Here is a 22,196-nt window from a genome sequence, read left to right as displayed (position 1 = left end):
GATGTAGTTTTCTTCCTATTTCCCAATTCTATGGTGCAGTTATCGAATATCCTCGCCGTGTCCCTGCTGGTGAAATCCGTCGGCATGGTTGGCGACGGCCGCCGCTACGAAAGGGTTATCGCCCTGCGCGCCGTGGAAACCATCGACTTCATGACCGCTGGAGGGGCCCCATCTGCTGTATGAGCTGCTGGAGATAGTCTCCAACCGCATCATCAACGAGATCCGCGGCATCTCACGCCTGACGTATGACATCAGCAGCTAGCCGCCCGCGACGATTGAGAGGGAGCCCCGTCGTAGCGGGGCTTTCTGTTGTTACAATCAGTGGCGGTTCGACTAGCAATGTTTCCAAGTCAAGAGATATTGTGAAAGTATGATTCTAAATCGAATCGAGTCGAAGTATTGGATGGAAAACTAATCGGACAAAAGATGATCCTCTAGGTCTTCCTCAGGTACTGCCTCTTGTTTTTTAGTTAACCATTCTAAAGTAAGTATAGGTGCAGAGCGCATGCGCTCCTTTGCTTGGGGGGTGGAAACATCAATTTCATTGAAACGGCCCTCAAGTTTTCTTAGATGCGCGTAGCAGCCTATGTCAATAGAAAAGGCTTGAAAAGTACCCTCTTGAGACTTGTGCGTTAAAGCTGATCCACAGTTATGAATAATTCTGTAGTCCAGTAGTCTATATATTAGCCCGCGAACTTGGTCATTTCTCTTAAGAAGTTCTTCACTAATATTAAAAATGTTAGTTTTTCGCTCAAGGCAAAATTCTCTAATTAAATAGATTCCTTTTAGGAGGCCTTCTTGTTCTTGATCTTGGGAATCCTGCTTTAATTCTTCAATCCGCCTTTCAAAATTTGACCGACTGCTTATTCTCACGTCATCTTTACCGATTTTTCCATCCCCTTGACTAACAGAGGGAAGAATTTCTAAGAAGAGTGACATAACATCTCGAGGCACCCCTCCGCCTGCCATCACAAGCCTAGAAAATCCTTGGCCTTTAAATAGTTCAGAAATTTCTTTCGTTGACATTTTTGCTATTTTTCCAAAACCCTCAAGAATAGCAAGATTTCGTCGACGTGTTTTTTCAAAGTCTCCAAAATCGTAATCGATGCTAACAGGCTGGAAATCATGGCGCTCCTGAGCCCCAAACGGCTGTCCATCTCGATCTACGTACAATGTGCTTGCGTGTCTTAAGGTTGCAATTTTAAAAAAAAGTGGTAAATCTTTGCATAATCGGTGCACGTAATCTATAACAAAGGCTTGATGAACACGATCTAGGTGGTAAAGATCGTCAATCTGAATAAAAACAAATTTTACCTTGCTTGAAATTTCAAAAAACTCCCTTATTTTTCTCTTGTATCCAGGTAGATTCTTGTCGAGTTCTTTAAGCTTTGATTGATGCTCTTGAAATGCTTGCTCCACACGAATAGAGGCGGCTGAAGATTTGTCTGCTTTAATACCTAAATTTAGTCCGGAGTGCTTGGCGCTTGCTGAAGCAGATGTGGTGTGGCTATTTTTTCTGTTCTCTTCGATTGTGATTTGCTTGCTGGTCTCGTCAGGCCTTTCCTTGATGCTGCTAATATCTGAAATGACTTCTTGAACTATTTGTCGGAGCCTTTTTTTCTTTCCAAACCAGCCTGTGCAGTTTTGCTGTAATTCGAAAAAAACAGATTCTAAAATTTCTAGCAGTACATCCGGAAAGCTATGCCTTTTGAAATCTTCGCAATTTAAATAGATTGTGCGTGTCTCATCAGAAGCTTGTTCGGCAGATTTGAACATTAAAAGAGTTTTACCGCAACCCCTACGAGCAAACACTGCATGGTTTTGCTTGGCTCGCAAATCAAAAATTAGTGAGTCGGTGTCTACATAGGTTACGGAATCACTGTGCCTTTGGATCCGCAAGTTTTCTGTGATTACTTCTCGAAGTTTTAGTATTTTGTCAGTCATATTTTCCCTTATTTGATGCTGTGATATAATTAATTCTATTTAATTAAGATCTAAATCTTATTATATTTCATCCTATATGAAGATTCAACATCTATTGAGCCTCTTAGACTAAAGTTAGTCACTGGCTCGTGCAATGTCTGAGCTGACCACTTAGGGGTTACATCCGTTATATCTCAGTCAGATAGTTGGCGTTATGTTAAATATTTGTTGGGGTGAGTCATGGATGCAGATTTAAGTTTCCATTTTTCGTGCGGACGTCGTTCAAACTGATTGTTAGAAAGTATGCGGGAGCTTGCGGAAGGATTAGGCATGTAAGAGTTTAATTGTTCATTCGCTTGAACATAGCATGAACGAATATCCTGAGATTAAATAAGGATGCGCCGGAATTTTCGGCCTTTGGCTGATTGAGGCGATTACCTATGCCGGTGAGGCTGGCCAGGCCGACAGAGCGTGAAGTAGAAAAAAGCGGGCGCCTCAAGGGCGCCCGTTTTCGTTATGGCCTTGCTTTCAGAAACGATCAACCCGGAACGGTGCCATATCCACCGCGGGTTCTTCGCCATCCATCATCTGGGCGAGCAGTTCACCGGTGGCTGGGCCGAGGGTGAAGCCCTGGTGGCCATGGCCGAAGGCGAGCCACAGCCCATCCTTGTTGGGGGCGGGACCGATCACCGGCTTCATGTCGGGCAGGCAGGGGCGGGCGCCTTTCCAGGGCTGACTGTCGCGGCGCTTGCCCAGCGGGAACAGCTTGCGTGCCACCTTCTCGGCGGCGGCCAGCTGCTTGTACTGGGGCGGCGATTCCAGGTCGGCCAACTCAGCGCCGGTGGTCAGGCGAATGCCGGCGCGCATCGGTTCGAGCAGGAAGCCCTTCTCGGCGTCCATCACCCAGTGGTTGAGCTTGGCTTCTCCTTCGGCGGAGTAGTGCATGTGGTAGCCGCGCTTCACGAACAGTGGCACTTTCATGCCCAGCCTGCCCAGCAGTTCTCCGGCCCAGGGCCCCAGGGCCACCACCACCTCATCCGCCTCCATGGGGCCTTCACTGGTATTGACCCGCCAGCCGCCTTCTACTTGGAGCACGTCCTCGACGCTGGCCTTCATCACCTGGCCGCCCTGTTCGGCAAAGCTGCGGGCGTACGCCTGCACCAGGCCGCCCGGGTCCGAGACCATCCAGGGTTGCGTCCAGTGGATCGCCCCGACCAGCCCCTTGCCCAGATGCGGCTCCTTGTCGTAGAGCGCCTCGGCGTCCAGCACTTCATACTCCACTCCGAAGCGCTCGTGGTTCTCCTGGGCTTCTTTCTGGCGCTCCTCCAACTCCTTTTGGGTGCGGTAAAGCTCCAGCCAGCCGCCCTTGCGCACCAGCGCCTCGGCGCCGGCGGCCTCGATCATCGGGGCGTGGGCATCCTGGCAGCGCATGATCAGCGACGCCCACTCGGTAACGATGCGCTCGTAGCGCTTTCCGCTCGAGTTCAACCAGTAGTCCAGCAGCGGGCCCGCCGCGCTCAGCATGCCGGTGGGGCGGTAGCGGATGTCCACCTGGCGGTTGGGCACCACCCGCAGCAGGGTGGCGATATCGCGGGGGAAGGCGTAGGGGCGCACCGCCTCGCGCTGGATGATGCCGGCATTGCCGAAGGAGGTCTCGAGCCCCGGCTCACGGCGGTCCACCAGCGTGACGTCATGACCACGACGCACCAGATGCCAGGCCACGGAAACGCCGACCATGCCGGCACCAAGAACGATGATATTGCGGGCCATGAAGGTCTCCCTGCCGATGGAAAATGGAAAGCTCCGCCGCGGGGCAGAGCCTGTCATGGTCGGAGTTTATCAGCACTTCCCAGAAAATCGGCTACCTGCTGAAAATTAAGATAAAGACGCTATATTTTGATCGGAAGACAGAATATTTGCCCGACGTAGCAGGGGTGAATGGAATATCTGTCCGCAGTTGGCTCCCGGGCCTGCTCGCGCCATTACCGGATAGTGTAGGTGCTGCACTGAGGGCCGCCATGGTCTGGCCATGAACTGATTCAGAACGGTGTGGCGGGTACTGATCCGGGCGTCTCGTAGCGGCAACTTTTGCACGGTCACACTTGCGTGTAGCGATGGGGCTCGGGCGGCTGTCGCCGTTTATCTCGCAACGCCGCGAATCTTCGCCTCGCCTTCAACCAATACGCGCCATGCCTGGCGCCTCAGTGCCGGATCACCCGCTGTCATCACTTCCAGAAGTCGGCGCTTCTCGGCCAGATAGACTCGAGCGAAGCCACGGGCCCGCGCGACGATGCTGTAAGTGTTGTCGATCAAGTCGGCGTACTTGATGGTCTGCGCCTCGGGGGAGACCTGCGCCAGCCTGTCGCGCTCCAGCGCCTTGCGGTGAGCGCGATTGCCGATTTCGGGATCGACGAATTGATCCGTCAGCTCCAGGACCAGAACGGCCACTCGCTCGCCGAAGCACGCCTCGATATCCAGCGCCGTCACCGCGGTATCCTCGAGCACATCGTGCAGGTGGGCGGCGGCGATCATTTCCACTGTCGCTGTCTCCACGGCCGACACCCTCTCCGCGACGGCCACCGGGTGGTGCCAGTAGGACTCGCCGGTGTACTTGCGTCGCTGCCCAACGGCTTGATGGGCGGCCCGGCTGAACAGTGCCGCGCGTTCGATCATGTCGTCCATTCCAGCAGTTCCCTCCGCTCCACCTTCACTCTCATCTTCCACCATCATGATGCCAGCGTTCCCTGCGCCTCGGATTCGTTAAAGGGCATCAATCTCGCAGTAACTTCTTCAAGCGCTCCTCGGCGCGCTTCACCGTTTTTCTCTTTTCCGGCCGCTTCATGGCTTTCCAGTGGCGTATCTCTTCCATCGTGCGGCCGCAGCCGATGCAGAGATCCCCTTTCAGTTGGCATACCGAGACGCACGGGCTTTCGATCTCCTTCGTCATTCAATGCCTCGTTGACATGGTGCGCAGCCTGCGCTGCCAGTCGCCGCCGTGCTCCCGCTGGCACGCTTCTTCGCAATCGAAATCGAGAGGACGGTGGGCTGCCAGAAGGCGAAGGCAGCCCACCATCCAGTTAGCTGGTGTGAGCGGCGATCAGGAGCATCATGGGACGCTCCAATTCTTCGGCGAGACTTGGCTGCTCACTGATCTGAGTCGCGGTAGGGGCGAATTCCTCAACCCGATCTATCTGGAACCCCTGTCGAATGAGAGTGTTCAGCGTCGTGCCGACAGTCCGGTGATATTTCAGAACGCCGTCGACAAACCAATTGGTGCGGCGTTCGCCTTCGATCGCATAGCTATTGACTGGCCATGTCTTGCGCCCCTGTGCATCCTCGATCCAACCTGGCTGCGATGCGGCCATGAAAATCGGATGCTCAATGGTGAATACCAGCGCGCCGCCGGGTGCCAGAGCCCGATGCATCATACTGACGAGACGGGCGAAATCTGCGACATAATGAAACGTCAGGGCACTGTAGATAAGGTCGAAGCTGTCTACTGGAAGTTCAAGCGTATCGAGATCGGCAATCCGATAGTCGATCGCCTCGTCGTTTGTTTCGGCGCGGGCGCGACCGATCATCTTTTCGGATAGATCGTATCCCGTTACGGACGCGGCCCCTTGCTGTCGCATCCATCTGGTGGCCCAGCCAAAACCGCAGCCCAGATCAGCGACACGCTTACCTTCCAAGGGCGGCAGCATAGCCTTGATGACGTTCCATTCCGGAGCACCCTCCAGCCCGTGGACCTGCCTTGGGAGCTGGCTGTATCCAGCGAAGAACGTCGGATCATCGTATAGGTTCTGTGCCATGTGAATTCCTGTGAAAAAAGGACGAGGCACGAGCCAAGCCGCTCGATTACGAGGCTTTGAGAGATCGCTTACGCCGGTGCCAGCTATCGCTTACAGAACTGGCGCTCGATCATCTCGGTGTCGCTGCCCACCGCTCCGGCAGCTTGCAGCAATTTAACTGCAGTCGCTTGGCAACCGCACCAGTAACGTTTGCCCCGTGACGCGACGTGTCGAATGACTCACCGTGACGAGGCGCTGTTGATTGGAAAGCGCAGAGGAACGGCCTCAAGGTTGACGTCGACGGCGCTGGAATCGCGGGCGTGACAAGGCGTTGCGAAATCCACGCCAGGCACCGCCAAACAGCTTGGCAAAGAATCCGGCGCGCAACCGGGCATTGCGTTGCTCGATGTCACGCATTTTCGGGTCGGGGTTATGAAAGGCCATGGCGGACATTCCGCTGCGGTAGCAAACACACGGTAGGCATATCACGGGGCCACGGTACTGTCGAGATGCCCCCGCCCACGGGATGCAAAGGTGGGCCCACCCTGTTCACCGCCATGATGCCACGCATTTCGCTCCGGCGCGTGGGCAACGGCTCGCTAATGGTCAGGCGCGAACCACGCTATCAGAAGAGTTCGAGTCACGAGTTCTCGAGTAAGCGATTGATTTCAGTTTCGATAGAACTCTCTTCTACGACCCGGATGGGATAACCGAAAGCCTTGCCCAGAGGGGCCAAGGCGACACGGAGGGATAGCGCAACGGTTGGGTTCGTGACGACGACGATGCTACCTGCGCACACTTGCTTGAGGGGTTCCCGGTTGCGTTTGAGCCACAGAGCGGCGCGCTTTCTCTCTTCTGGCGCGGCTTCCTGCCCCTTGCCCGGTACCTCGCGCGTCAGTAGGACGAAACGGTCGCCCTGGTGCAGCAGGCTCTCCAGTTCCGATTCCCAATTGGATGGCCCAGTAGAAGATATCCAAACCCTTGGAAAGTGGCTGGTGTCGATATGCATATACCCTTCCTCTGAAGAGTGACAGCCAAGGATCAAGGATGATCTGCGACGATTCGTTGCTTGATACCTGCAATGAGCAAATCCAGGCCAGTCTCAAAGCGAGCATTGAAATCTTCGGAAAAGATCGCTTCGCGTGCGGCCCAGCTATGCGGGTATTTCTCTCGCGCCGAGTCGAGAAACGTCTGTTTGCGTGCGGCCAGGTCCAGAGTGCTTTCGGGACCCAGTGCTTGCTCCTCCATCACCAGGCCCAGCACATAGTAGGTCACGGTGAAACTGGAGGTGGCGGCGAGCTCCGCATCCGCCCCCGCTTGCATGAAAGCGGAGATCATGGCTTCGCCAGTGCGCAACACGTTGTCGGTAACGACATAGGTGCCGGCGAACACTCGTGCGCCATCGCGATGCTGCAACAGCGCGAGTCGAAGTTCTACGGCGACTTGTCGAACGCGCTCTTCCCATGGCTGTGCTTCAGGTAGATCCCGTGCCACAGCGTCAACCAGGGCATCGGCCATTCCATCGATAAGCGACTGTTTACTCTCGAAGTGCCAATACAACGAAGGGGCTTGTATCTGGAGCGCTTGTGCCAGCTTTCGCATCGTCAATCCTTCAATCCCATACCGGTCGAGTAGCGCCAGTGCGGTCCCAATGACCTTGGCGCGTTCGATTCTAGGTGCCTTTGTCGCCATGTTCTTCCTCTTCGAGGGTTGACATCTAACACTGTTAGTCTAGCATGCGGCCTTGTTGTCTAACAATGTTAGATTGGGGCTGATCAATGAGACACCTATGGAGCCTGGTATTCGTGGTGGCGCTTTCGGGCTGCGCCAGCATGGGGGATGTGGGTCATCCTCGAGCCACTTTGCATACCCCCGAATCGCTTGGGGCCATGGACACGGGTTGGCATCGGCCATCACCGCACTGGTGGGAGCGTTATCATGATCCCGGGCTGACTGCGTTGATAGAGAAGGCGCTTTCCCAGAGCCCTGACATACGGTTGGCGCAAACACGCGTGTCACAAGCGGCTGCGGTCGCAGATCAAGCCGGTGCGGAACGCGGGCCCACGGTGGACGGGAGCGTCCGTGCAACGCGGAAACGCTATGCGGAGCAATACGATGTCGACGCACCTTTGGCGGGGCACTATGGATCGACTTACGTCCTTGGAGCTGAAGCCCGCTATACCTTCGATTTCTGGGGACGCCAGCGCGCGGCCTTGAACGTAGCGCTGGGCGAAACGGCAGCACGGCAGGCCGAGGCGCAAGACGCCAAGGTTTTGCTCACCAGCCAGATGGTCAAAAGTTGGTTTGAACTATCCAGACTGCTGGAGTTGAGGACGTTAGCCGAGGACGCTCTCGAGTTGCGCGCTCGGGCGCTTCGTCTTGTCGAGTCTCGGGTTCGGGAAGGGCTCGACACGGAGGTTGCGCGCTGGCAAGCCGAGGGCGAGCTGCTCGCTACGGAACGCGATATTGCCGAACTGGATGAGCGTATCGGCTTGCAGCGAAATACGTTGGCAACCTTGGCGGGGTTGCCGATGAATGCGTTGGCCGATGCGGTGCCAAACGTGGAGCCAACACGGCACTCCCTGCCAGCGTCCATACCTGCCGAACTGATCGGGCAGCGCGCCGATGTGGTGGCGGCGCGTTGGCGAGTGGAGGCGGCCACCCAGGGCGTTGAAGCGGCCAGAGCCAGTTTTTATCCCAACATCAACTTGCGCGCTTTCGCTGGTGTGGCTCGACAGGGTTTATCCGTGGGTCTGTCCGATTGGTTGGATGCAGGTAGCCGCACTTACAGCATTGAGCCCGCCATCAGCCTGCCTGTTTTCGACGCTGGCCGGTTGCGTGCTCAGCTAAAAGCGCAAACGTCGGAGCTTGATGCCGCCGTTGAAACCTACAACCAAGCGTTGCTGACGGCCGTCCGCGATGTGGCGAATCAGTTGGTCTCGTTGGGCGCGCTGGAACCCCAGGCCCGGGCTCAGGAGCGAACCCTGACTGCCAGGCGCGCCGCATACGATCTCGCCGAGCGGCAGTACGCGTCAGGCTTGACGAACTATCTGACCGTGCTGAATGCCCAGGATGCCTGGCTACAGGCACGTAAGCAGCAAGCGGATATAAAGTCGCGAGCCTTGGTGCTGGACGCCGAACTCCACCGCGCTCTGGGCGGCGGTTTCGATACCTCGAACGCAACCATGCATTTCACGGGTGAGCCCTCATGAGTACGTCTGAAGTGGGTAAACGGCAGTTCCTGGTTCTTCGCTTGGCGCCATGGGTAGGTTGCGTTGCCATTATGGGATTAGTGCTAATGGCCACGACGCACTGGCGTTACTGGACAAGCAATCGAACCGTTCAAACGACGCAGAATGCCTTTGTAAAGTCGGATTTCGTGATATTGAGTGCCAAGGTCTCAGGGTATGTCAAGGCATTGCCAGTAGGCGACTATCAAGCCGTCCAGGAAGGTGACCTCATTGCGCAGATCGATGATACCGATATCCGACTCAGGATTTCTGTCAGGGAAGCGGCCCAGGCCAAGGCTCAGGCTGATTTGGATAACCTGGATAGAGAGATTGCCCAGCAGCATGCACGCATTGAACAGGCTCGGGCCAAAGTGCGTGCGGCCGAGGTAAGGGTGCATCAGTATCGCACTAGCCCGGAACGCCAATCTGCACTCGTTCAGGAGGGGGCGCTTTCCCGCCAAGTGTTCGAAAGAGCACAGGCGGACTTGGACCATGCCGAAAGTCAACACGATGAGGCGATGGCAGAATTAGCATTGGCAAACGCTTCGCTGGAGGTTCTAGAGGGGCAGAGGGCGGTTCGTCGAGCCGAATGGGAGGCGGCCACCGCCGATCTCGAAACTGCTCGTCATGACCTCGGCTATACGCGGATCGTAGCGCCTTTCGATGGCATCATTGGCAAAAAGCAGATACAGCTTGGCAGTCTGGTCACCAATGGCACACAGCTGGTTTCTCTTGTTCCATCAGCGCGGCCTCACGTCATCGCCAATTACAAGGAAACGCAGCTCGCCCGTGTGATGGCGGGGCAACCGGTTGAACTGGCTGTCGATGCATTGCCCGGGATGCAGTTTCATGGCCGTGTTGCGGAAATTTCTCCCATGAGTGGTGCTGAAACCTCATTGCTGCCGGCGGAAAATGCGTCGGGAAATTTTACCAAGGTTGTGCAACGAATACCGGTTCGCATTGAACTGGAGCCAGGGCAGGAAGCGCTTTCTCAACTGCTTCCGGGAATGTCGGTTAAAACTCATATCCATACCGAAGGAGAGCCGGTAGCGCCCTATCCGGCCATCTTGTCAGAGGTGGCAGGTCTTGCATCGCGTAAGGGAGCAGAATAACGATGAGGCTCTTAGGCATGCTTTCCAACACCACCCGGCCGCGACCCGTTCTGACGGTAACGGCAATTTTTCTGGGAGCGGTGCTGACCACCTTGCAGGGGCGGTTGTTTTCCATGGCATTGCCCGACCTGCGTGGCCAGTTTGGATTGGATGTGCTGGAGGCGGCCTGGTTGGGTACGGCACTCAATGGTGCCCAGCTGGTGACGATGCCGGTGGTGCCTTGGCTTGCCATGGTGATGGGGCCGACTCGCGTATTGGTGGCCCCCAGCATGCTTCTAGGCTTGGCCACCTTGCTAATCCCCGCGTTCGCGCAGAACTATCCGATGCTGCTGGTCCTGCATTCTATCGTAGGGTTGTGCTTGGGTATTTACCTTCCTCTGACGATTTCTTTGGCGCTACGCAATCTACAGCCACAATTCTGGCTCATGGTCATGGCCGCCTATAGCCTGCGTGTCTCAACGGGAATGGATGCGGGGGTCGGCGTCTCGGGGTTTTTCGTGGAAGAGATCAGTTGGCACTGGGTCTACTGGACAGCGAGCATTGTCGCACCGGTGATTGCGCTGCTGACGTGGAAAGCGATACCGCTGACGCCCGTCGAACGTGACAAATGGCATCAGGTGGATTGGGGAGGCATGGTGCTATTCAGCAGTGGATTGGTGCTGATTTTTATTGGTCTTGAATCCGCCGAGCGCTTGGGATGGTGGGACTCCGGACTCGTCGTTTCCGCTTTGGCAGGTGGGGGTGTGCTTTTTTCCTCTGCCGTTGTGCGTGCCGTCATAACCAAGGGAACCAAGTTTGGCGATCTTGTCGGGCTGCAAAACTGGAATGTCAGAATCTGCATGGTGATTGCTTGCTTGTTTGGTGTTCTGATGACACCTACGTCACTGCTTATACCGACATTCCTTCAGGAAATAGGGAGCCTCAAGCCACTGCAGATCAGTACTGCGACTTTCATTGCATTCGGCGCTTATCTGGCCTCGATACCGTTGGCCATCTTCCTGGCTCGACGGATAGAGGCAAGACTGCTGCTCATTCTGGGACTTACGGTGATTGCCATCGTCGCGTGGATGGGTGGCTTCATCAACCACGGTTGGAGAACGGATCAGTTTGTCTCCATGCTCATGTTTCAAGCCCTGGGTGAAAGTCTTATGCTGATTGGTTTGATTGCCGCTTTTGTGACAAATATCAATCCGCAGCATACGGTAGCGCTGGGGGCTTATATCCCGATCGCTCGTGTATTGACCCCGGTAGTGGCAGGCACCGTGATGTCGACCTGGTTACGGATGGCAGGGGATACGAGCCGTACATCACTGAGACTGTATTTGCAGGCGGGCGATCCTGCCGTTGTTGAGAATCTCTCGAATATGGGGTTTACGGGGATCGCCCATGTGCTGACGCGTGAAGCGCTGGTGCTTGCGCATATAAGCGGGTTCCATTTGGTGTTCTGGGTCAGTGTTCTTGCACTGGTTTTGGCTACCCTGCTGCGTTCATCGCCTCCTAACCCAATCACGCCGCCTGTAGCCGCTTTGGAAAAGGCCTAGTGGTTGATTGCCAAGACATGGAATCGCAGTCATTAATTCGGCGATACGGCTTTCGCTGGCGCTACTGGGGATGGCTGGGAGTGCGAACATGGGCTGTGGACACTCGATTGTTCTCGAACCCGCTGAGCATCACGCTTCGGCGGCGCCTGGAACAGGCGGCCGTACTCGCGCGTGAACTGCGAGACGCTTTCGTAGCCCACCTCGAAGGCGGCGTGACTCGCCGAGAAGCCTTCGTCGAGCATCAGTCGGCGTGCTTCGACCAAGCGCAGCCGCTTCTGGTATTGCCCCGGCGTCAGCGAGGTCATGTGCTTGAAGTGCTTGTGAAACGCGCTGGGGCTCATGCCGGCTTCCGCGGCCAGCCGCTCCACGGGCACGCGCATTCGGTACTCGGCCCGGAGAGTCGCAATGGCCTTGGCGAGGCGACCCGCGTGGCTATTCGGATCCGCCAGCGTGCGCAGAGCGGTACCGTGAGGCCCCGACAGCAGCCAGAAGTGCAATTCCCGCATGATGCCCGGGCTCAACAGCGGCGCCGCTTCAGGGCGGTCCAGCAGGTGCATCAGCCGCGAGGCACATTCGAGGAGCGCGGCTTCGGTATCCACGGCGAATAACGTAGGCATCTCGGAGGGGGGCGGTGGGTGCGGGCTGCCGAGGTGAGCGGTGAGTTCACGCAGTATTGCCATTTCCAGTTCCACGGCGATCGCCAGATAGGGCTCGCTCCGGCTTGCTTGCACGACCCGCCCGATAACGGGCATGTCGGCACTCACCAGGACGGACTGGCCGGCAGAGAAGACCCGCTCCTCCTTTCCCACGATCAAGCGTTTGGCCCCCTGCAGCACCAGGCATACCAGCGGCTTGTAAACCGAATGCAGTTCACCGGACGGCGCCTCGAGGCACATCATGCGTAACCCCGGCACCGGCGTCAGGGCCATGCCGCGGCTATTGGCATGGCGGCGGGTATAAGTAAGGACGGCCTGTTTGAGCAAGTTCATAGGCATTCCTCCTGCTCGTAGCATGAGGGGGCTCCAGCCAGCGCACGGGCGGCACAGCCCAGAAAACCGATTATAGTTCACGCCTCGTGTCGTCATTGCGGGATCTGTATGTTGCGCCGGATCAAAACTGCCAATTGGCCGGTACCCAGGCATAGCCGGTGTCCGTCTTGAGCATTCGGCCAATGCCCGGGAAGGGAAAATGGAAGCCGAGAACGGGGAGCCGGTCTGCCGCCGCCATATCGAAGATGCGGCGGCGAGAGGCAAGCGCCGTGTCCTTGTCACGATCCGGCCCGGGCAGCCATGCGTGATCGATATTGACGAGGGGGTGATAGGCAAGATCGGCCGTCAGCAGCAGCTGATCGTTTCCGGAATGGACCAGAAAGTTCGCCATGCCGGGGGTATGGCCCAAGGCCGGAAGCGTGGTCAATCCGGGCACGATCTCTGCACCGGCTTCGTACAATTCGATCCCGTGGGTGACCGGCTCGACGCTCCGCCGGATGGCGGCGGCGAAATGGCGGCGAAAATCCTCGGGCACCGGCATGTAGGAAAGGTCCGGATCGTTACGGATGAAAAAGTCCCAATCGGCACGAGGCGCAAAGACGGTCGCGCGCGGAAATGCCTTGCCGCCGTCGGTCGTTCGAAGGTTGCCGACATGATCCGGGTGCGTGTGCGAGACAACGACGACGTCGATGTCCTCGGGCCGTAGACCGATGGCGGCCAGGTTTTCGAAGAGGCGACCGCCCTGCGGCCCCATGGTCTGCCCGGCGCCGGCTTCGAGGAGGATTCGCCTGCCATTCGTTTCGATAAGAAGCGTGTTGAGATTCAGTGTCAGGCGGTCGGTCGGCAGGAAGGCTTGCCTTAGAACCTCCTCCAGCTCTGCCTCCGGCGCGTTGCTGGCGTAAATCCGCGGCGGCCCGCCTATCAGCCCGTCGCTCAACACGGTGGCTGAGATGTCGCCGACACTTAGGCGGTAATAGCCGACATTTCCCTCCGCATTGCCACTCTGGGCCTGAGCCGTGGACGACGCAGTGGAAGCCGCCTGCGCAACGGCCATGCCGCCGGTCGGCAGGATCAGTCCCGCCGCAGCCGACGCCGCCGTCAGCATGATCTTCCTGCGATTCAATGTGATTCCGCTCATGTCTGCCCCCGTCCGAGTCGCCGGCTGCTGGAGCCGTGTGTCGTCAGCGCCGGCCAGGCCGCGGTTGTCTTGAGCCGAAGCCTTGCGACGTGTTGACCAAGAATGACGCAGATTCGGCGCGCGAATAAGCTAATGAAAACGGATCAACTTATTAAGCAGGGCTTTGCAATGAAACCGCTACGCCTGGACAGCTTGGAAATCTTCGAGAATGTGGTGCGCTGCGGTGGCTTCAGAGCCGCCGCGCTTGGTAGGGGCGTGTCATCGTCAGCCATCAGCCAATCGATCAACGGGCTTGAGGAAGCGCTTGGCATTCGGTTGTTGAACCGAACGACACGCAGCGTCGCGCCGACGGAAGCAGGCGAGCGGCTTCTCGAGCGACTCGGGCCCGCCCTTCACGACATCAGAACGGCGATCGACGAACTCAATCAGCTTCGAGAGCGCCCCTCCGGCACCGTGCGGATCAATGCACCGGGGCCGGCCGCCGACCACGTGCTGTGCCCGCTGACCTTCGAATTCATGAAGCTCTATCCCGACGTCAACGTCGAGATCGTCAGTGATGCGGCGATCATCGATATCGTGGAGCAGGGGTTCGACGCTGGCGTGCGCTTCGGGAATCAACTCGCCCAGGACATGATCGCCATGCCCCTGGGCCCCGCCTTGCGATATGCCATCGTCGCCTCGCCCGAGTATCTTCGCAAGCGCGGTCGACCCGACTCGCCGCGCGATCTCTTGCAGCATGACTGCATTCGCCGCCGTTTCCCCGGCGGCACCATGGAAACGTGGACATTCGAGAAGGACGGCGAGGAAGTGGAGATCACCCCGAAAGGTCGGTTGACGCTGAGTTCCGCGCATCACGAACGCCAGGCCGCGATGGCGGGCTCGGGAATCGCACATCTGTTCGAGGATTATGTCCGCGACGACCTCGAACAGGGCAGGCTGGTTGAATTGCTCCGCGACTGGAAGAAGCCACTGCCGAGTTGGTATCTGTACTACCCGAGCCGGCGGCATACCAGCGCGGCCATGCGAGCCTTCCTCGAGTACATCCGCCATCGGGAATGGGGGCCTGTCAGCCACTAGCGCCGACAGGATCAGGCAAGTTTTACGCAGGGTATGGCAAGCGCTTGCCCGGCCGGTTGGTGAAAAGTAGATGGCGAAGCGCATCCCGCCACGAACCCGAAGCCAGGCCGAGGAGAAGCACTTATGACAGCATTCACGCTCAACGGGCGCGAGGTGGACGTCACCGCCGAGCCGGATACGCCGCTGCTCTGGGTGATCCGGGAGCAACTGAAGCTTACCGGCACCAAGTACGGTTGCGGCATCGCACAGTGCGGTGCGTGCACGCTGCATGTCGATGGCGAGCCGGTGCGTGCCTGTGTCTTTCCGCTATCTGCCGCCGAGGGCCGGTCCGTCACGACCATCGAGGGGCTGTCCGAGGAGGGGTCGCATCCCGTCCAGCAGGCCTGGGTGGCGCTGGACGTACCGCAGTGCGGCTACTGCCAGTCGGGACAGATCATGAGCGCGGCCGCTCTGTTGGCACGCAATCCGAGCCCCTCCGATGCGGAGATCGATGCGGCGATGGCCGGCAATCTGTGCCGCTGCGGCACCTACGTGCGTATCCGGGCGGCCATTCACCGGGCCTCCGAGGCCTGACGAGCGCCGCATCCCATCGATTGCTTTCCATCTCTCTCACCCGAGGCGCAGGTAGAACGATGAAACTCCAAGATGTCTCCCTTACCCGCCGATCCTTCCTGGCCGGTGCCGTCGCCGCCGGCGTCGCCCTCGTCGTTCCCCTTCGGCTGCCGACATGGGCAGGGCAGGGCGAGGCGGCAGGCCTCTCGCAGGCCTTCATCCGCATCGACACGAGCGGCCAGGTGACCTTCCGGTTGCCTACCAGCGAGATGGGCCAGGGAACCCACACGGGGCAGGCTCAGATCCTGGCCGATGAGCTGGGTGCCGACTGGTCGAGTATCGTGGTGGGTATGCCGAACCAGCCGACGCCCGACTACCGGATTCCCTTCATCGGCCAGATGCGCTCCGTAGGCTCGTTCGGCATCCGTTTCTGGCACGACCCGTTGCGCCTCGCGGCCGCCCAGGCACGGGAGATGCTGACACAGGCGGCAGCCGAGCGGCTCGGGGTGGCGCCCGCGGCCTTGCATGCCGGGAACGGCTTCATCGTCCATGCCGACAGCGGCCGGCGGATTCCCTTCGGCGAGCTGGTGGGAGACGCCTCGTCGCTGCCGGTGCCGGAGGAACCGACCCTGCGCCCGGACGACCAGCGAACGCTGAGCGGACGCGGGGTGCCGCGCCTCGATACGCCGCAGAAGGTAACGGGAAAGGCGGTGTACGCGGTGGACGTCGAGCGCGAAGGCATGCTGTATGGCGCCGTCCGGCTCGCCCCTGTCTTTTCCGCCGACATCGAGGCGTTCGACGAGAGCAGCGTCGCCGGCATGCCGGGCGTGGTCGCGGTGGTGCGCGTGCCGCGCGGCGCGGTGGTCATCGCCGATTCCTGGTGGCAGGCCAAGCGGGCCGCCGATGCGCTCGGCATTACCTTCACCGCCACGGATGCCGACGCGCTCTCCACCGAGGCGATCGACACGATGCTGCGCGACGCGCTGGACCGGCCCGACGTTCCCGTCTCCACCCTGCGCGGCGATGCGCAGGCGACGCTCTCGTCCGACGGTCAGGTCGTCGAAGCCGAGTACTCGGTGCCGCTTCTCACCCACATGAGCATGGAGCCGATCAACTGCACCGCCGAATCCACCGAGGAGCGGACGGAGCTGTGGATCGGTACCCAGGGCCAGGACGTCGTTCGCATGACGCTCGAGAACGCGTTGCAGCTACCGGCCGAACGGCTCTTCCTCAACACCACGTATCTGGGGGGCGGCTTCGGCCGCAAGACCCATGGCGAGATCGCCCTTCAGGCCGTGCTCGCCAGCCGCGCCGTCAATGGCCGGCCGATCAAAGTGCTCTGGGCGCGCGAGGACGACGTTCGGCAGGGCCAGTACCGCCAGACGATGCGGTGCCGCTTCCGGGCGGCCCTGGACGATGCCGGCAACATCACCGGCATGCGCATCCGACTCGCCGGGCCGCAGATGGGCCGCGAATATGGCATGGATCCCGAGCAGATGGCGCAGGCGACCGGCAACCTCGCCAATTTCGATCCCTTCTCGCTCGCCGGGCTGTCGGACATGCGCTACGTCATCCCGAACTTCGTCGTGGAGCACGCCGTGGTCGATCTGCCGATCCCGCTTTGCCCCTGGCGTTCGATCGCCCACTCCTTCAACGGCTTCTTCTTCGAAAGCTTCATGGACGAATGCGCGGCGGCAGCGGGCCGCGATCCGCTGGAATTCCGCAGAAGCCACAGCGAAGGGCAGGAAAGGATGCTCGCCGTTCTCGACCGGGTCGCCGAGATGTCGCGATGGAGCGAGCCGGCTGCCGAAGGAATCGCTCGCGGCCTGGCGGTGGTCGAGAGCTATGGCTCCTACGTCGCTCAGGTGGTCGAGGCTCGCGTCGACGACGATGACATCAATGTGGAGCGAGTCCATGTGGCTATTGACTGCGGACATGCGATCAATCCGGACCAGGTGGAGGCGCAAATGCAGGGCTCTGTCATCGATGCGCTCGGTGCGGCATTGCGACAGCGGGTGACGATCCGCGAGGGCCGTGCCGAACAGTCGAACTTCCACGACTATTCGCTGCTGCGCATCGGGGAAGCGCCGTCGGTGGCGGTGAGTATCGTCGAGATCGGTTCTCCGCTGGGCGGCGTCGGTGAGCCGGGCATTCCCCCGCTCGCGCCGGCGCTGGCCAATGCACTATTCGCTGCCACGCAGCAGCGGATCCGCCACCTGCCATTGTCCGAACACATCCAAGTCTAGCGTAGGCGAAGACACACTATCGAGGCCCATCATGTATCGGGAACATGCACAGGACGTTCTTGGACAATGGCTCGCCTGGCGCAGGGCGGGTGAGGTCGCACTCGTCGTCGTGACGGCGACGCAAGGCGGCGCGGTGCGCATGCCGGGTGCCCTGATGGCCGTGTCCGCCACTGGCCAACGATGCGGCTATATCTCGGGAGGATGCATCGATGCGGATGTGGCAATGCATGCAATGGAGGCGCTTCGCACGGGCCGGGTCGAACGCCTGAGATACGGCAATGGCTCGCCTTTCATCGATATGCCGCTCCCCTGCGGCGGCGCCATCGAGGTTGGCGTACTGCCCAATGCCGAGGCCGACGTCCTGCGGGCGTGCCGCGATCGGCTCGTCTCGCGCCAGCCGGTGACGCTCACCCTTTCGCCATCCGGCGACCTCCGGCTGGGGCACTCGACAATGGCGAACGCGTTGTCTTTTCGCTACACGCCCAAGCTCCACCTGCGCATTGCCGGGCGCGGGGCCGACAGTCTGGCGCTTGCCCGCCTTGCCATGGCCAGTGGTATCCCCACCGAGCTGCAACTCCGCGAGGGTACCGAAGCCCAGGAGGCTCGGCGTTTGGGCATCGATAACGTCACGCAGTTGACGCTGCCCTCGGCGCTTCCGGCACGGGACGACGACCCCTGGACCGCCTTTCTCCTCGCCTTCCACGATGCCGATTGGGAGGATGCTCTCCTCACCCAGGCCCTTGGCGGCCCCGCCTTCTACATCGGTGCGGTTGGCAGCAGGACGACCCATGCCCGGCGCTGTGCGCGGCTGGGCGCGGCCGGCGCCGTCGAGCGGCAGATCGAACGCATCCGCGGCCCCGTCGGCCTGGTCCCCTCCATGCGCGAGGCGTCGACGCTTGCCGTATCCGTTCTTGCGGAGGTCGTCGAAGCCTATCAGCGCAAGGTGCGATGCCCCTTTGCCTCGACGGCACTCGTACTGTTGGCCGCAGGGCAGTCCCGTCGCTTTGAAGAGGGCGACAAGCTCCTGGCGCGCTTGCACGGGCAGCGCATCATCCAGCGTGCCGCAGCAGCACTCCAGGGGCATGACCTTGCCGCTCGTATCGCGGTCGTCGGCCCCGATCAGGCCGCGCGAGCGGTGGAGCTGCGCGCCGCGGGTTGGACCGTCGTGGTCAATGCACAATCGGAGAAGGGCTTATCGGCCTCCCTGGCCGCCGGCATCCGTGAAGCCGGCCAATGCCGGGGCGTCGAGGCGGCCCTGGTCATGCTCGCCGATATGCCGAACGTGCCCGACGCCCATCTCGTCGACCTGCGCGATGCCCTGACGCCGGAGCGCAGTGCGGTCATGTCGCTGGCGGGAGCGGTCCATTCGCCACCGGCGCTCTTCGATCGAGCGGTCTTCGACAGCTTGACCGGCCTGGCGGGCGATGCCGGTGCCGGCCAGCTATTTCAGTCACTGGCGCATACGGCCACCGTGGCCATCCCCGCGGATTGGGCGCTTGATGTCGATACACGGGAGGACCTGATGAAGGTTGATTGCGTTAATTAGGTGTTACTTTGTTTCATTTGCTTGATAAACGTTGCTCCCAAAATTACTAACATGATTCTACTGATATGGCATGTAACGACGAATGAAACATCTATACTCAATGCCAGTGCCGCGAGACTCATTTCCGCGAGGCCACCTGGTGAAAAGGCCAGAAAAATACCAGCCATGGGAATGTCAATCGTATATTGCAGTAAAAAGGAAAAAATTAGGGATACGCCAAGAAGTATCGCCGTCGATCCACTGGATGCCATGAATATCCAGAGTATTTTTCGTGGAGCAACTCCAGAGAAACGACAGCCAACTGTTGTGCCTAGAACGACTTGGGCCATGGCTATTATGGCTGTTGGGACGATGAAGGTAGTGATACCCAGCCAGTGCATGGCTGCACTTAGCAGCATGGGGCCAATGAGAAAAGGGGCCGGCAGACGAGCGATGCGGCCGAAGACGCCGCCACCGGCCATGGTGCCGAGGAACCAGACAATGTCCATTAGATTTAGATCGCTGAAGGGGCGATAGATCGCCCCTGGCGTTTGTCCTCCGGAATCCATATTGGTGGAAAGCGTCAGCAAGGGCGGAAGACAGAGGACGACGAGGAAAATGCGGGCGGAGTGCATCAGCGCAATGATACTTTCATTACCGCCGCGCTCCGCGCCGAGCAATACCATGTCGATTAGTCCACCGGGCATTGCCGAAAAATATCCAGTGACCGGATCGAGCCTGACGATTTTTACCAGATAGAGGTGGCATAGTGTCGCTGCAGTCATCAGATAGAGGACCAGCCCGGCCCATGCGGGCCACCATTGGGTAATGCCTGTCAGTGTATCCGGCCCGAACTGAGTTCCGAGCATCGTTCCTATAATGGCAGACATCGGTGGGCGTGCCTGTTGGGAGCCGGCTATCGGTAATCGCAATACCGTTGCGATGCCACAGGCTGTCATTGCGCCCAGCATCCACGAGAGTGGTAAGCCGAGCCACGTGAAAAGCGCCCCTCCCATTGTGCCTATGGTAATGGCAAGCGCGAAAGAACAATGTCTTCGGTAAAGAGAGGCAAGGTTCATATGGTTGGTTGATCATTTAGATGGCAGGCTGAACTGTGCCCGGGAGCAATCGTCTTGCGTTTCGGAGCCTCGACACGACAGCGTTCACTAGCGAATGGACAACGGGGGTGGAAGTGGCAGCCTTGAGGTGGAGCGAGTGGACTGGGCAGCTCTCCCTTCACCGCCTGGAATTTGCGTTTGCCGGGTTTGATCCGTGGTACCTCGGCCAGTAGGGCCTGGGTATAAGGGTGGTTCGGGCGGGAGAAGATCTCTTCCACCGGTGCTTCTTCCACTACCCGACCCAGATACATGATCGCGACCCGGTCCGAGATATGCTCGACCACACCCAAGTCATGGCTGACGAATAGATAAGTGAGGTCCAGCCGTTCGCGCAGATCCATGAAGACATTTAGAATTTGCGCTTGAATCGAGACGTCGAGCGCGGCGACGCTCTCGTCGCAGACCAGGAATTCCGGTTGAACCGCCAGCGCCCGGGCGATATTGACCCGGGCACGCTGGCCGCCGGAAAACTGGTGGGGCAATCGACGTTTCATTGTCGGGTCAAACCCGACCATGCGTAGATAGTCATCGACGTAGTCCGTTCGCTTGCCGCTGATCAGGCCATGAATCGCTGGCGCTTCGGCCACGAGCGTTTCGATATTCATTCTTGGATTCAGCGAAGCCATGGGATTCTGAAATATCATCTGAGCTGCCAAGTCGGCATCGCGCAGGGCTTGGCCGCGCAATGCGGCACGATCTTGCCCCTTCCATAAGAATTGTCCCGACGTAGGTGGCAAGATGCCCGCTGCAATCCGGCCAAGGGTAGATTTACCACAGCCGCTTTCACCAACCAGGCCCAGAACTTCCCCTGCGCGAATGGTTAGATCGACTTCATCCAGCGCATGGACGACAGCAGGCGGTTTGGCCGCACCCAGAGCAATGGAAATGCGTGCCGCAGGGTCCGGCTTCGAACCAAATCGGCGGGAGATGGCACGCATCTCGACCAGTGGAATGGTGGCTGCATGGGCGGCTTGTCGTGGTGTAGCTTTCTCTGCGGGCAGCGTCATGCGTAGACCTCCTCGTAAGGATGAAAGCAGCGGTGATACGAGAGTTCGGTGCCGAACTGTTCGGGGCGAGCATGGCATTCTTCGGTGGCGCGCTTGCAGCGCGTGCGAAAAGCGCAGCCATCTGGCATCCGGGCCAGGCTGGGCGTCACGCCCGGGATCTGGGCCAGGCGGCTGCCCCGGCTATTTTCCGAGGGCACCGAACGGATCAGACCATGGGTATAGGGGTGGCGGGGCGTCTCCAATACTGATGCGATACCGCCGGTTTCGATGATTCGACCGCCGTACATGACGGCAATTCGATCGGCGAGGCTGGAGACGATGGCGAGATCATGGGTTATCCAAATGACCGCTGTGCCTTGTTCCTCGGTCAGCTTCTGGAACTCTGAGATGATCTGCGCCTGTATCGTGACATCTAGCGCGGTAGTGGGTTCGTCAGCAATGATCAGGTCTGGCTGGTGCAGCATGGCGATCGCAATCGCGACCCGCTGGCGCATACCGCCCGAGAATTCGTGAGGATAGGCGTCAAGGCGTTCATCGGGACTGGGAATGCCGACCATGGCCAGTGCTTCGCGAGCCCGAGCACGGGCCGCACGGCGACTAATCCTTTCATGGGCATGCAGCGATTCGGTTATCTGAGTGCCGATTCGCAGGACCGGGTTGAGTGTCATCATCGGGTCTTGGAAGACCATGGCGATGCGACGCCCGCGCAGACCACGCCGCCGTTCCGGAGACGCAGCGACCAAGTCTTCGCCATCGAACAGGATCTGACCCGCGGTGACTTTCCCAGGCTTGTCGATCAACCCCATGAGAGAAAAGCCGGTCACGCTCTTGCCTGAACCGCTTTCGCCGACTAGGCCCAAGACTTCACCTCGGCTCAACTGGAAGGAGATATCGTCCACGGCCCGGAGCCCTTTGCCGGAGGGGCCGGGGAATTCGGTCACGAGACCTCG

General features: G+C 59.1%; 19 protein-coding genes and 1 pseudogene. 8 read left to right on the top strand and 12 right to left on the bottom strand.

Annotated features, from left to right (window positions below):
* Positions 1 to 42: 42 nt before the first annotated feature.
* Positions 43 to 262: pseudogene (locus tag F0A17_RS12055) on the top strand (GMP synthase (glutamine-hydrolyzing)); the annotation flags it as partial.
* A 149-nt stretch (positions 263 to 411) separates the two neighbouring features.
* Here the strand turns inward: F0A17_RS12055 and F0A17_RS12050 are convergent.
* The 7 genes from F0A17_RS12050 to F0A17_RS12020 all read right to left on the bottom strand — a co-directional run bounded on the left by F0A17_RS12050 (position 412) and on the right by F0A17_RS12020 (position 7,403).
* A complete protein-coding gene (locus F0A17_RS12050; protein WP_149328577.1) occupies positions 412 to 1,944 on the bottom strand; it encodes a P-loop NTPase family protein in 1,533 nt (510 codons plus the stop codon).
* Between the two features lie 507 nt (positions 1,945 to 2,451).
* Positions 2,452 to 3,693: an NAD(P)/FAD-dependent oxidoreductase gene (locus F0A17_RS12045; RefSeq protein WP_149328576.1), complete on the bottom strand. Its 1,242-nt coding sequence runs from the start codon at positions 3,691 to 3,693 to the stop codon at positions 2,452 to 2,454.
* A 369-nt stretch (positions 3,694 to 4,062) separates the two neighbouring features.
* Positions 4,063 to 4,605 carry an HD domain-containing protein gene (locus F0A17_RS12040; protein WP_149328575.1) on the bottom strand — a complete coding sequence of 181 codons (543 nt, stop codon included), beginning with the start codon at positions 4,603 to 4,605 and terminating at the stop codon, positions 4,063 to 4,065.
* A gap of 88 nt (positions 4,606 to 4,693) precedes the next feature.
* The gene (locus F0A17_RS12035) at positions 4,694 to 4,870 is read right to left on the bottom strand and encodes a DUF1289 domain-containing protein (RefSeq protein ID WP_149328574.1); all 177 of its coding nucleotides are present in this window, start codon (positions 4,868 to 4,870) and stop codon (positions 4,694 to 4,696) included.
* Between the two features lie 130 nt (positions 4,871 to 5,000).
* The gene (locus tag F0A17_RS12030) at positions 5,001 to 5,732 is read right to left on the bottom strand and encodes a class I SAM-dependent methyltransferase (RefSeq protein ID WP_149328573.1); all 732 of its coding nucleotides are present in this window, start codon (positions 5,730 to 5,732) and stop codon (positions 5,001 to 5,003) included.
* A gap of 619 nt (positions 5,733 to 6,351) precedes the next feature.
* Positions 6,352 to 6,720, bottom strand: a complete 369-nt coding sequence (locus F0A17_RS12025; protein WP_149328572.1) for a hypothetical protein — start codon at positions 6,718 to 6,720, stop codon at positions 6,352 to 6,354.
* 32 nt (positions 6,721 to 6,752) lie between these two features.
* A complete protein-coding gene (locus F0A17_RS12020) occupies positions 6,753 to 7,403 on the bottom strand; it encodes a TetR/AcrR family transcriptional regulator C-terminal domain-containing protein (protein ID WP_149328571.1) in 651 nt (216 codons plus the stop codon).
* 86 nt (positions 7,404 to 7,489) lie between these two features.
* Here F0A17_RS12020 and F0A17_RS12015 point away from each other — a divergent pair, with 86 nt between their 5' ends.
* The 3 genes from F0A17_RS12015 (at position 7,490) to F0A17_RS12005 (ending at position 11,594) form a co-directional block, all read left to right on the top strand.
* The gene (locus F0A17_RS12015; protein ID WP_149328570.1) at positions 7,490 to 8,923 is read left to right on the top strand and encodes an efflux transporter outer membrane subunit; all 1,434 of its coding nucleotides are present in this window, start codon (positions 7,490 to 7,492) and stop codon (positions 8,921 to 8,923) included.
* Between the two features lie 86 nt (positions 8,924 to 9,009).
* Entirely contained in the window at positions 9,010 to 10,053 is a 1,044-nt protein-coding gene (locus F0A17_RS12010) for an HlyD family secretion protein (RefSeq protein WP_223111537.1), read from the top strand.
* 17 nt (positions 10,054 to 10,070) lie between these two features.
* Positions 10,071 to 11,594, top strand: a complete 1,524-nt coding sequence (locus tag F0A17_RS12005) for an MFS transporter (protein ID WP_223111536.1) — start codon at positions 10,071 to 10,073, stop codon at positions 11,592 to 11,594.
* Between the two features lie 32 nt (positions 11,595 to 11,626).
* Here the strand turns inward: F0A17_RS12005 and F0A17_RS12000 are convergent, their stop codons facing one another.
* Positions 11,627 to 12,583 carry an AraC family transcriptional regulator gene (locus tag F0A17_RS12000; protein ID WP_149328567.1) on the bottom strand — a complete coding sequence of 319 codons (957 nt, stop codon included), beginning with the start codon at positions 12,581 to 12,583 and terminating at the stop codon, positions 11,627 to 11,629.
* 121 nt (positions 12,584 to 12,704) lie between these two features.
* Entirely contained in the window at positions 12,705 to 13,721 is a 1,017-nt protein-coding gene (locus F0A17_RS11995) for an MBL fold metallo-hydrolase (RefSeq protein WP_223111535.1), read from the bottom strand.
* A 102-nt stretch (positions 13,722 to 13,823) separates the two neighbouring features.
* On the opposite strand from F0A17_RS11995, the gene F0A17_RS11990 reads away from it, so the two are divergent.
* The 4 genes from F0A17_RS11990 to F0A17_RS11975 all read left to right on the top strand — a co-directional run bounded on the left by F0A17_RS11990 (position 13,824) and on the right by F0A17_RS11975 (position 19,142).
* A complete protein-coding gene (locus tag F0A17_RS11990; protein WP_187774689.1) occupies positions 13,824 to 14,798 on the top strand; it encodes a LysR family transcriptional regulator in 975 nt (324 codons plus the stop codon).
* Between the two features lie 123 nt (positions 14,799 to 14,921).
* Positions 14,922 to 15,371 (top strand): (2Fe-2S)-binding protein, encoded by a 450-nt coding sequence (locus F0A17_RS11985; protein ID WP_149328566.1) that lies wholly within the window; start codon positions 14,922 to 14,924, stop codon positions 15,369 to 15,371.
* 59 nt (positions 15,372 to 15,430) lie between these two features.
* Positions 15,431 to 17,596 carry a xanthine dehydrogenase family protein molybdopterin-binding subunit gene (locus tag F0A17_RS11980; RefSeq protein ID WP_149328565.1) on the top strand — a complete coding sequence of 722 codons (2,166 nt, stop codon included), beginning with the start codon at positions 15,431 to 15,433 and terminating at the stop codon, positions 17,594 to 17,596.
* 31 nt (positions 17,597 to 17,627) lie between these two features.
* Entirely contained in the window at positions 17,628 to 19,142 is a 1,515-nt protein-coding gene (locus F0A17_RS11975; protein ID WP_228716899.1) for an NTP transferase domain-containing protein, read from the top strand.
* Here F0A17_RS11975 and F0A17_RS11970 read toward each other — a convergent pair.
* The 3 genes from F0A17_RS11970 to F0A17_RS11960 are packed head-to-tail and all read right to left on the bottom strand — an operon-like array spanning position 19,139 to position 22,187.
* Positions 19,139 to 20,200, bottom strand: coding sequence for an AbrB family transcriptional regulator (locus F0A17_RS11970; protein ID WP_149328564.1), 1,062 nt, complete (start codon positions 20,198 to 20,200; stop codon positions 19,139 to 19,141). The genes F0A17_RS11975 and F0A17_RS11970 overlap by 4 nt on opposite strands.
* Positions 20,197 to 21,246, bottom strand: a complete 1,050-nt coding sequence (locus F0A17_RS11965) for an ABC transporter ATP-binding protein (protein ID WP_149328563.1) — start codon at positions 21,244 to 21,246, stop codon at positions 20,197 to 20,199. Before F0A17_RS11965 ends, F0A17_RS11970 begins: the two co-directional genes overlap by 4 nt.
* A complete protein-coding gene (locus tag F0A17_RS11960) occupies positions 21,243 to 22,187 on the bottom strand; it encodes an ABC transporter ATP-binding protein (protein ID WP_228716898.1) in 945 nt (314 codons plus the stop codon). Before F0A17_RS11960 ends, F0A17_RS11965 begins: the two co-directional genes overlap by 4 nt.
* Positions 22,188 to 22,196 lie beyond the last annotated feature (9 nt).

It is taken from the genome of Billgrantia pellis (assembly GCF_008297955.1).
In the GTDB taxonomy this organism is placed as follows: domain Bacteria; phylum Pseudomonadota; class Gammaproteobacteria; order Pseudomonadales; family Halomonadaceae; genus Halomonas; species Halomonas pellis.
The sequence above is the reverse complement of the archived record's forward strand: the minus strand, read 5'-3'. Positions and strand labels throughout refer to the sequence as shown.

Coding starts and splice junctions, on each gene's coding strand:
- F0A17_RS12050 (WP_149328577.1), bottom strand. CDS start 1,944: ATGACTGACAAAATACTAAAACTTCGAGAAGTAATCACAGAAAACTTG.
- F0A17_RS11965 (WP_149328563.1), bottom strand. CDS start 21,246: ATGACGCTGCCCGCAGAGAAAGCTACACCACGACAAGCCGCCCATGCA.
- F0A17_RS11995 (WP_223111535.1), bottom strand. CDS start 13,721: ATGAGCGGAATCACATTGAATCGCAGGAAGATCATGCTGACGGCGGCG.
- F0A17_RS11985 (WP_149328566.1), top strand. CDS start 14,922: ATGACAGCATTCACGCTCAACGGGCGCGAGGTGGACGTCACCGCCGAG.
- F0A17_RS11970 (WP_149328564.1), bottom strand. CDS start 20,200: ATGAACCTTGCCTCTCTTTACCGAAGACATTGTTCTTTCGCGCTTGCC.
- F0A17_RS12025 (WP_149328572.1), bottom strand. CDS start 6,720: ATGCATATCGACACCAGCCACTTTCCAAGGGTTTGGATATCTTCTACT.
- F0A17_RS11980 (WP_149328565.1), top strand. CDS start 15,431: ATGAAACTCCAAGATGTCTCCCTTACCCGCCGATCCTTCCTGGCCGGT.
- F0A17_RS12020 (WP_149328571.1), bottom strand. CDS start 7,403: ATGGCGACAAAGGCACCTAGAATCGAACGCGCCAAGGTCATTGGGACC.
- F0A17_RS12015 (WP_149328570.1), top strand. CDS start 7,490: ATGAGACACCTATGGAGCCTGGTATTCGTGGTGGCGCTTTCGGGCTGC.
- F0A17_RS12035 (WP_149328574.1), bottom strand. CDS start 4,870: ATGACGAAGGAGATCGAAAGCCCGTGCGTCTCGGTATGCCAACTGAAA.
- F0A17_RS11990 (WP_187774689.1), top strand. CDS start 13,824: ATGACGCAGATTCGGCGCGCGAATAAGCTAATGAAAACGGATCAACTT.
- F0A17_RS12010 (WP_223111537.1), top strand. CDS start 9,010: ATGGCCACGACGCACTGGCGTTACTGGACAAGCAATCGAACCGTTCAA.
- F0A17_RS12040 (WP_149328575.1), bottom strand. CDS start 4,605: ATGGACGACATGATCGAACGCGCGGCACTGTTCAGCCGGGCCGCCCAT.
- F0A17_RS12030 (WP_149328573.1), bottom strand. CDS start 5,732: ATGGCACAGAACCTATACGATGATCCGACGTTCTTCGCTGGATACAGC.
- F0A17_RS12000 (WP_149328567.1), bottom strand. CDS start 12,583: ATGAACTTGCTCAAACAGGCCGTCCTTACTTATACCCGCCGCCATGCC.
- F0A17_RS12005 (WP_223111536.1), top strand. CDS start 10,071: ATGCTTTCCAACACCACCCGGCCGCGACCCGTTCTGACGGTAACGGCA.
- F0A17_RS11975 (WP_228716899.1), top strand. CDS start 17,628: ATGTATCGGGAACATGCACAGGACGTTCTTGGACAATGGCTCGCCTGG.
- F0A17_RS12045 (WP_149328576.1), bottom strand. CDS start 3,693: ATGGCCCGCAATATCATCGTTCTTGGTGCCGGCATGGTCGGCGTTTCC.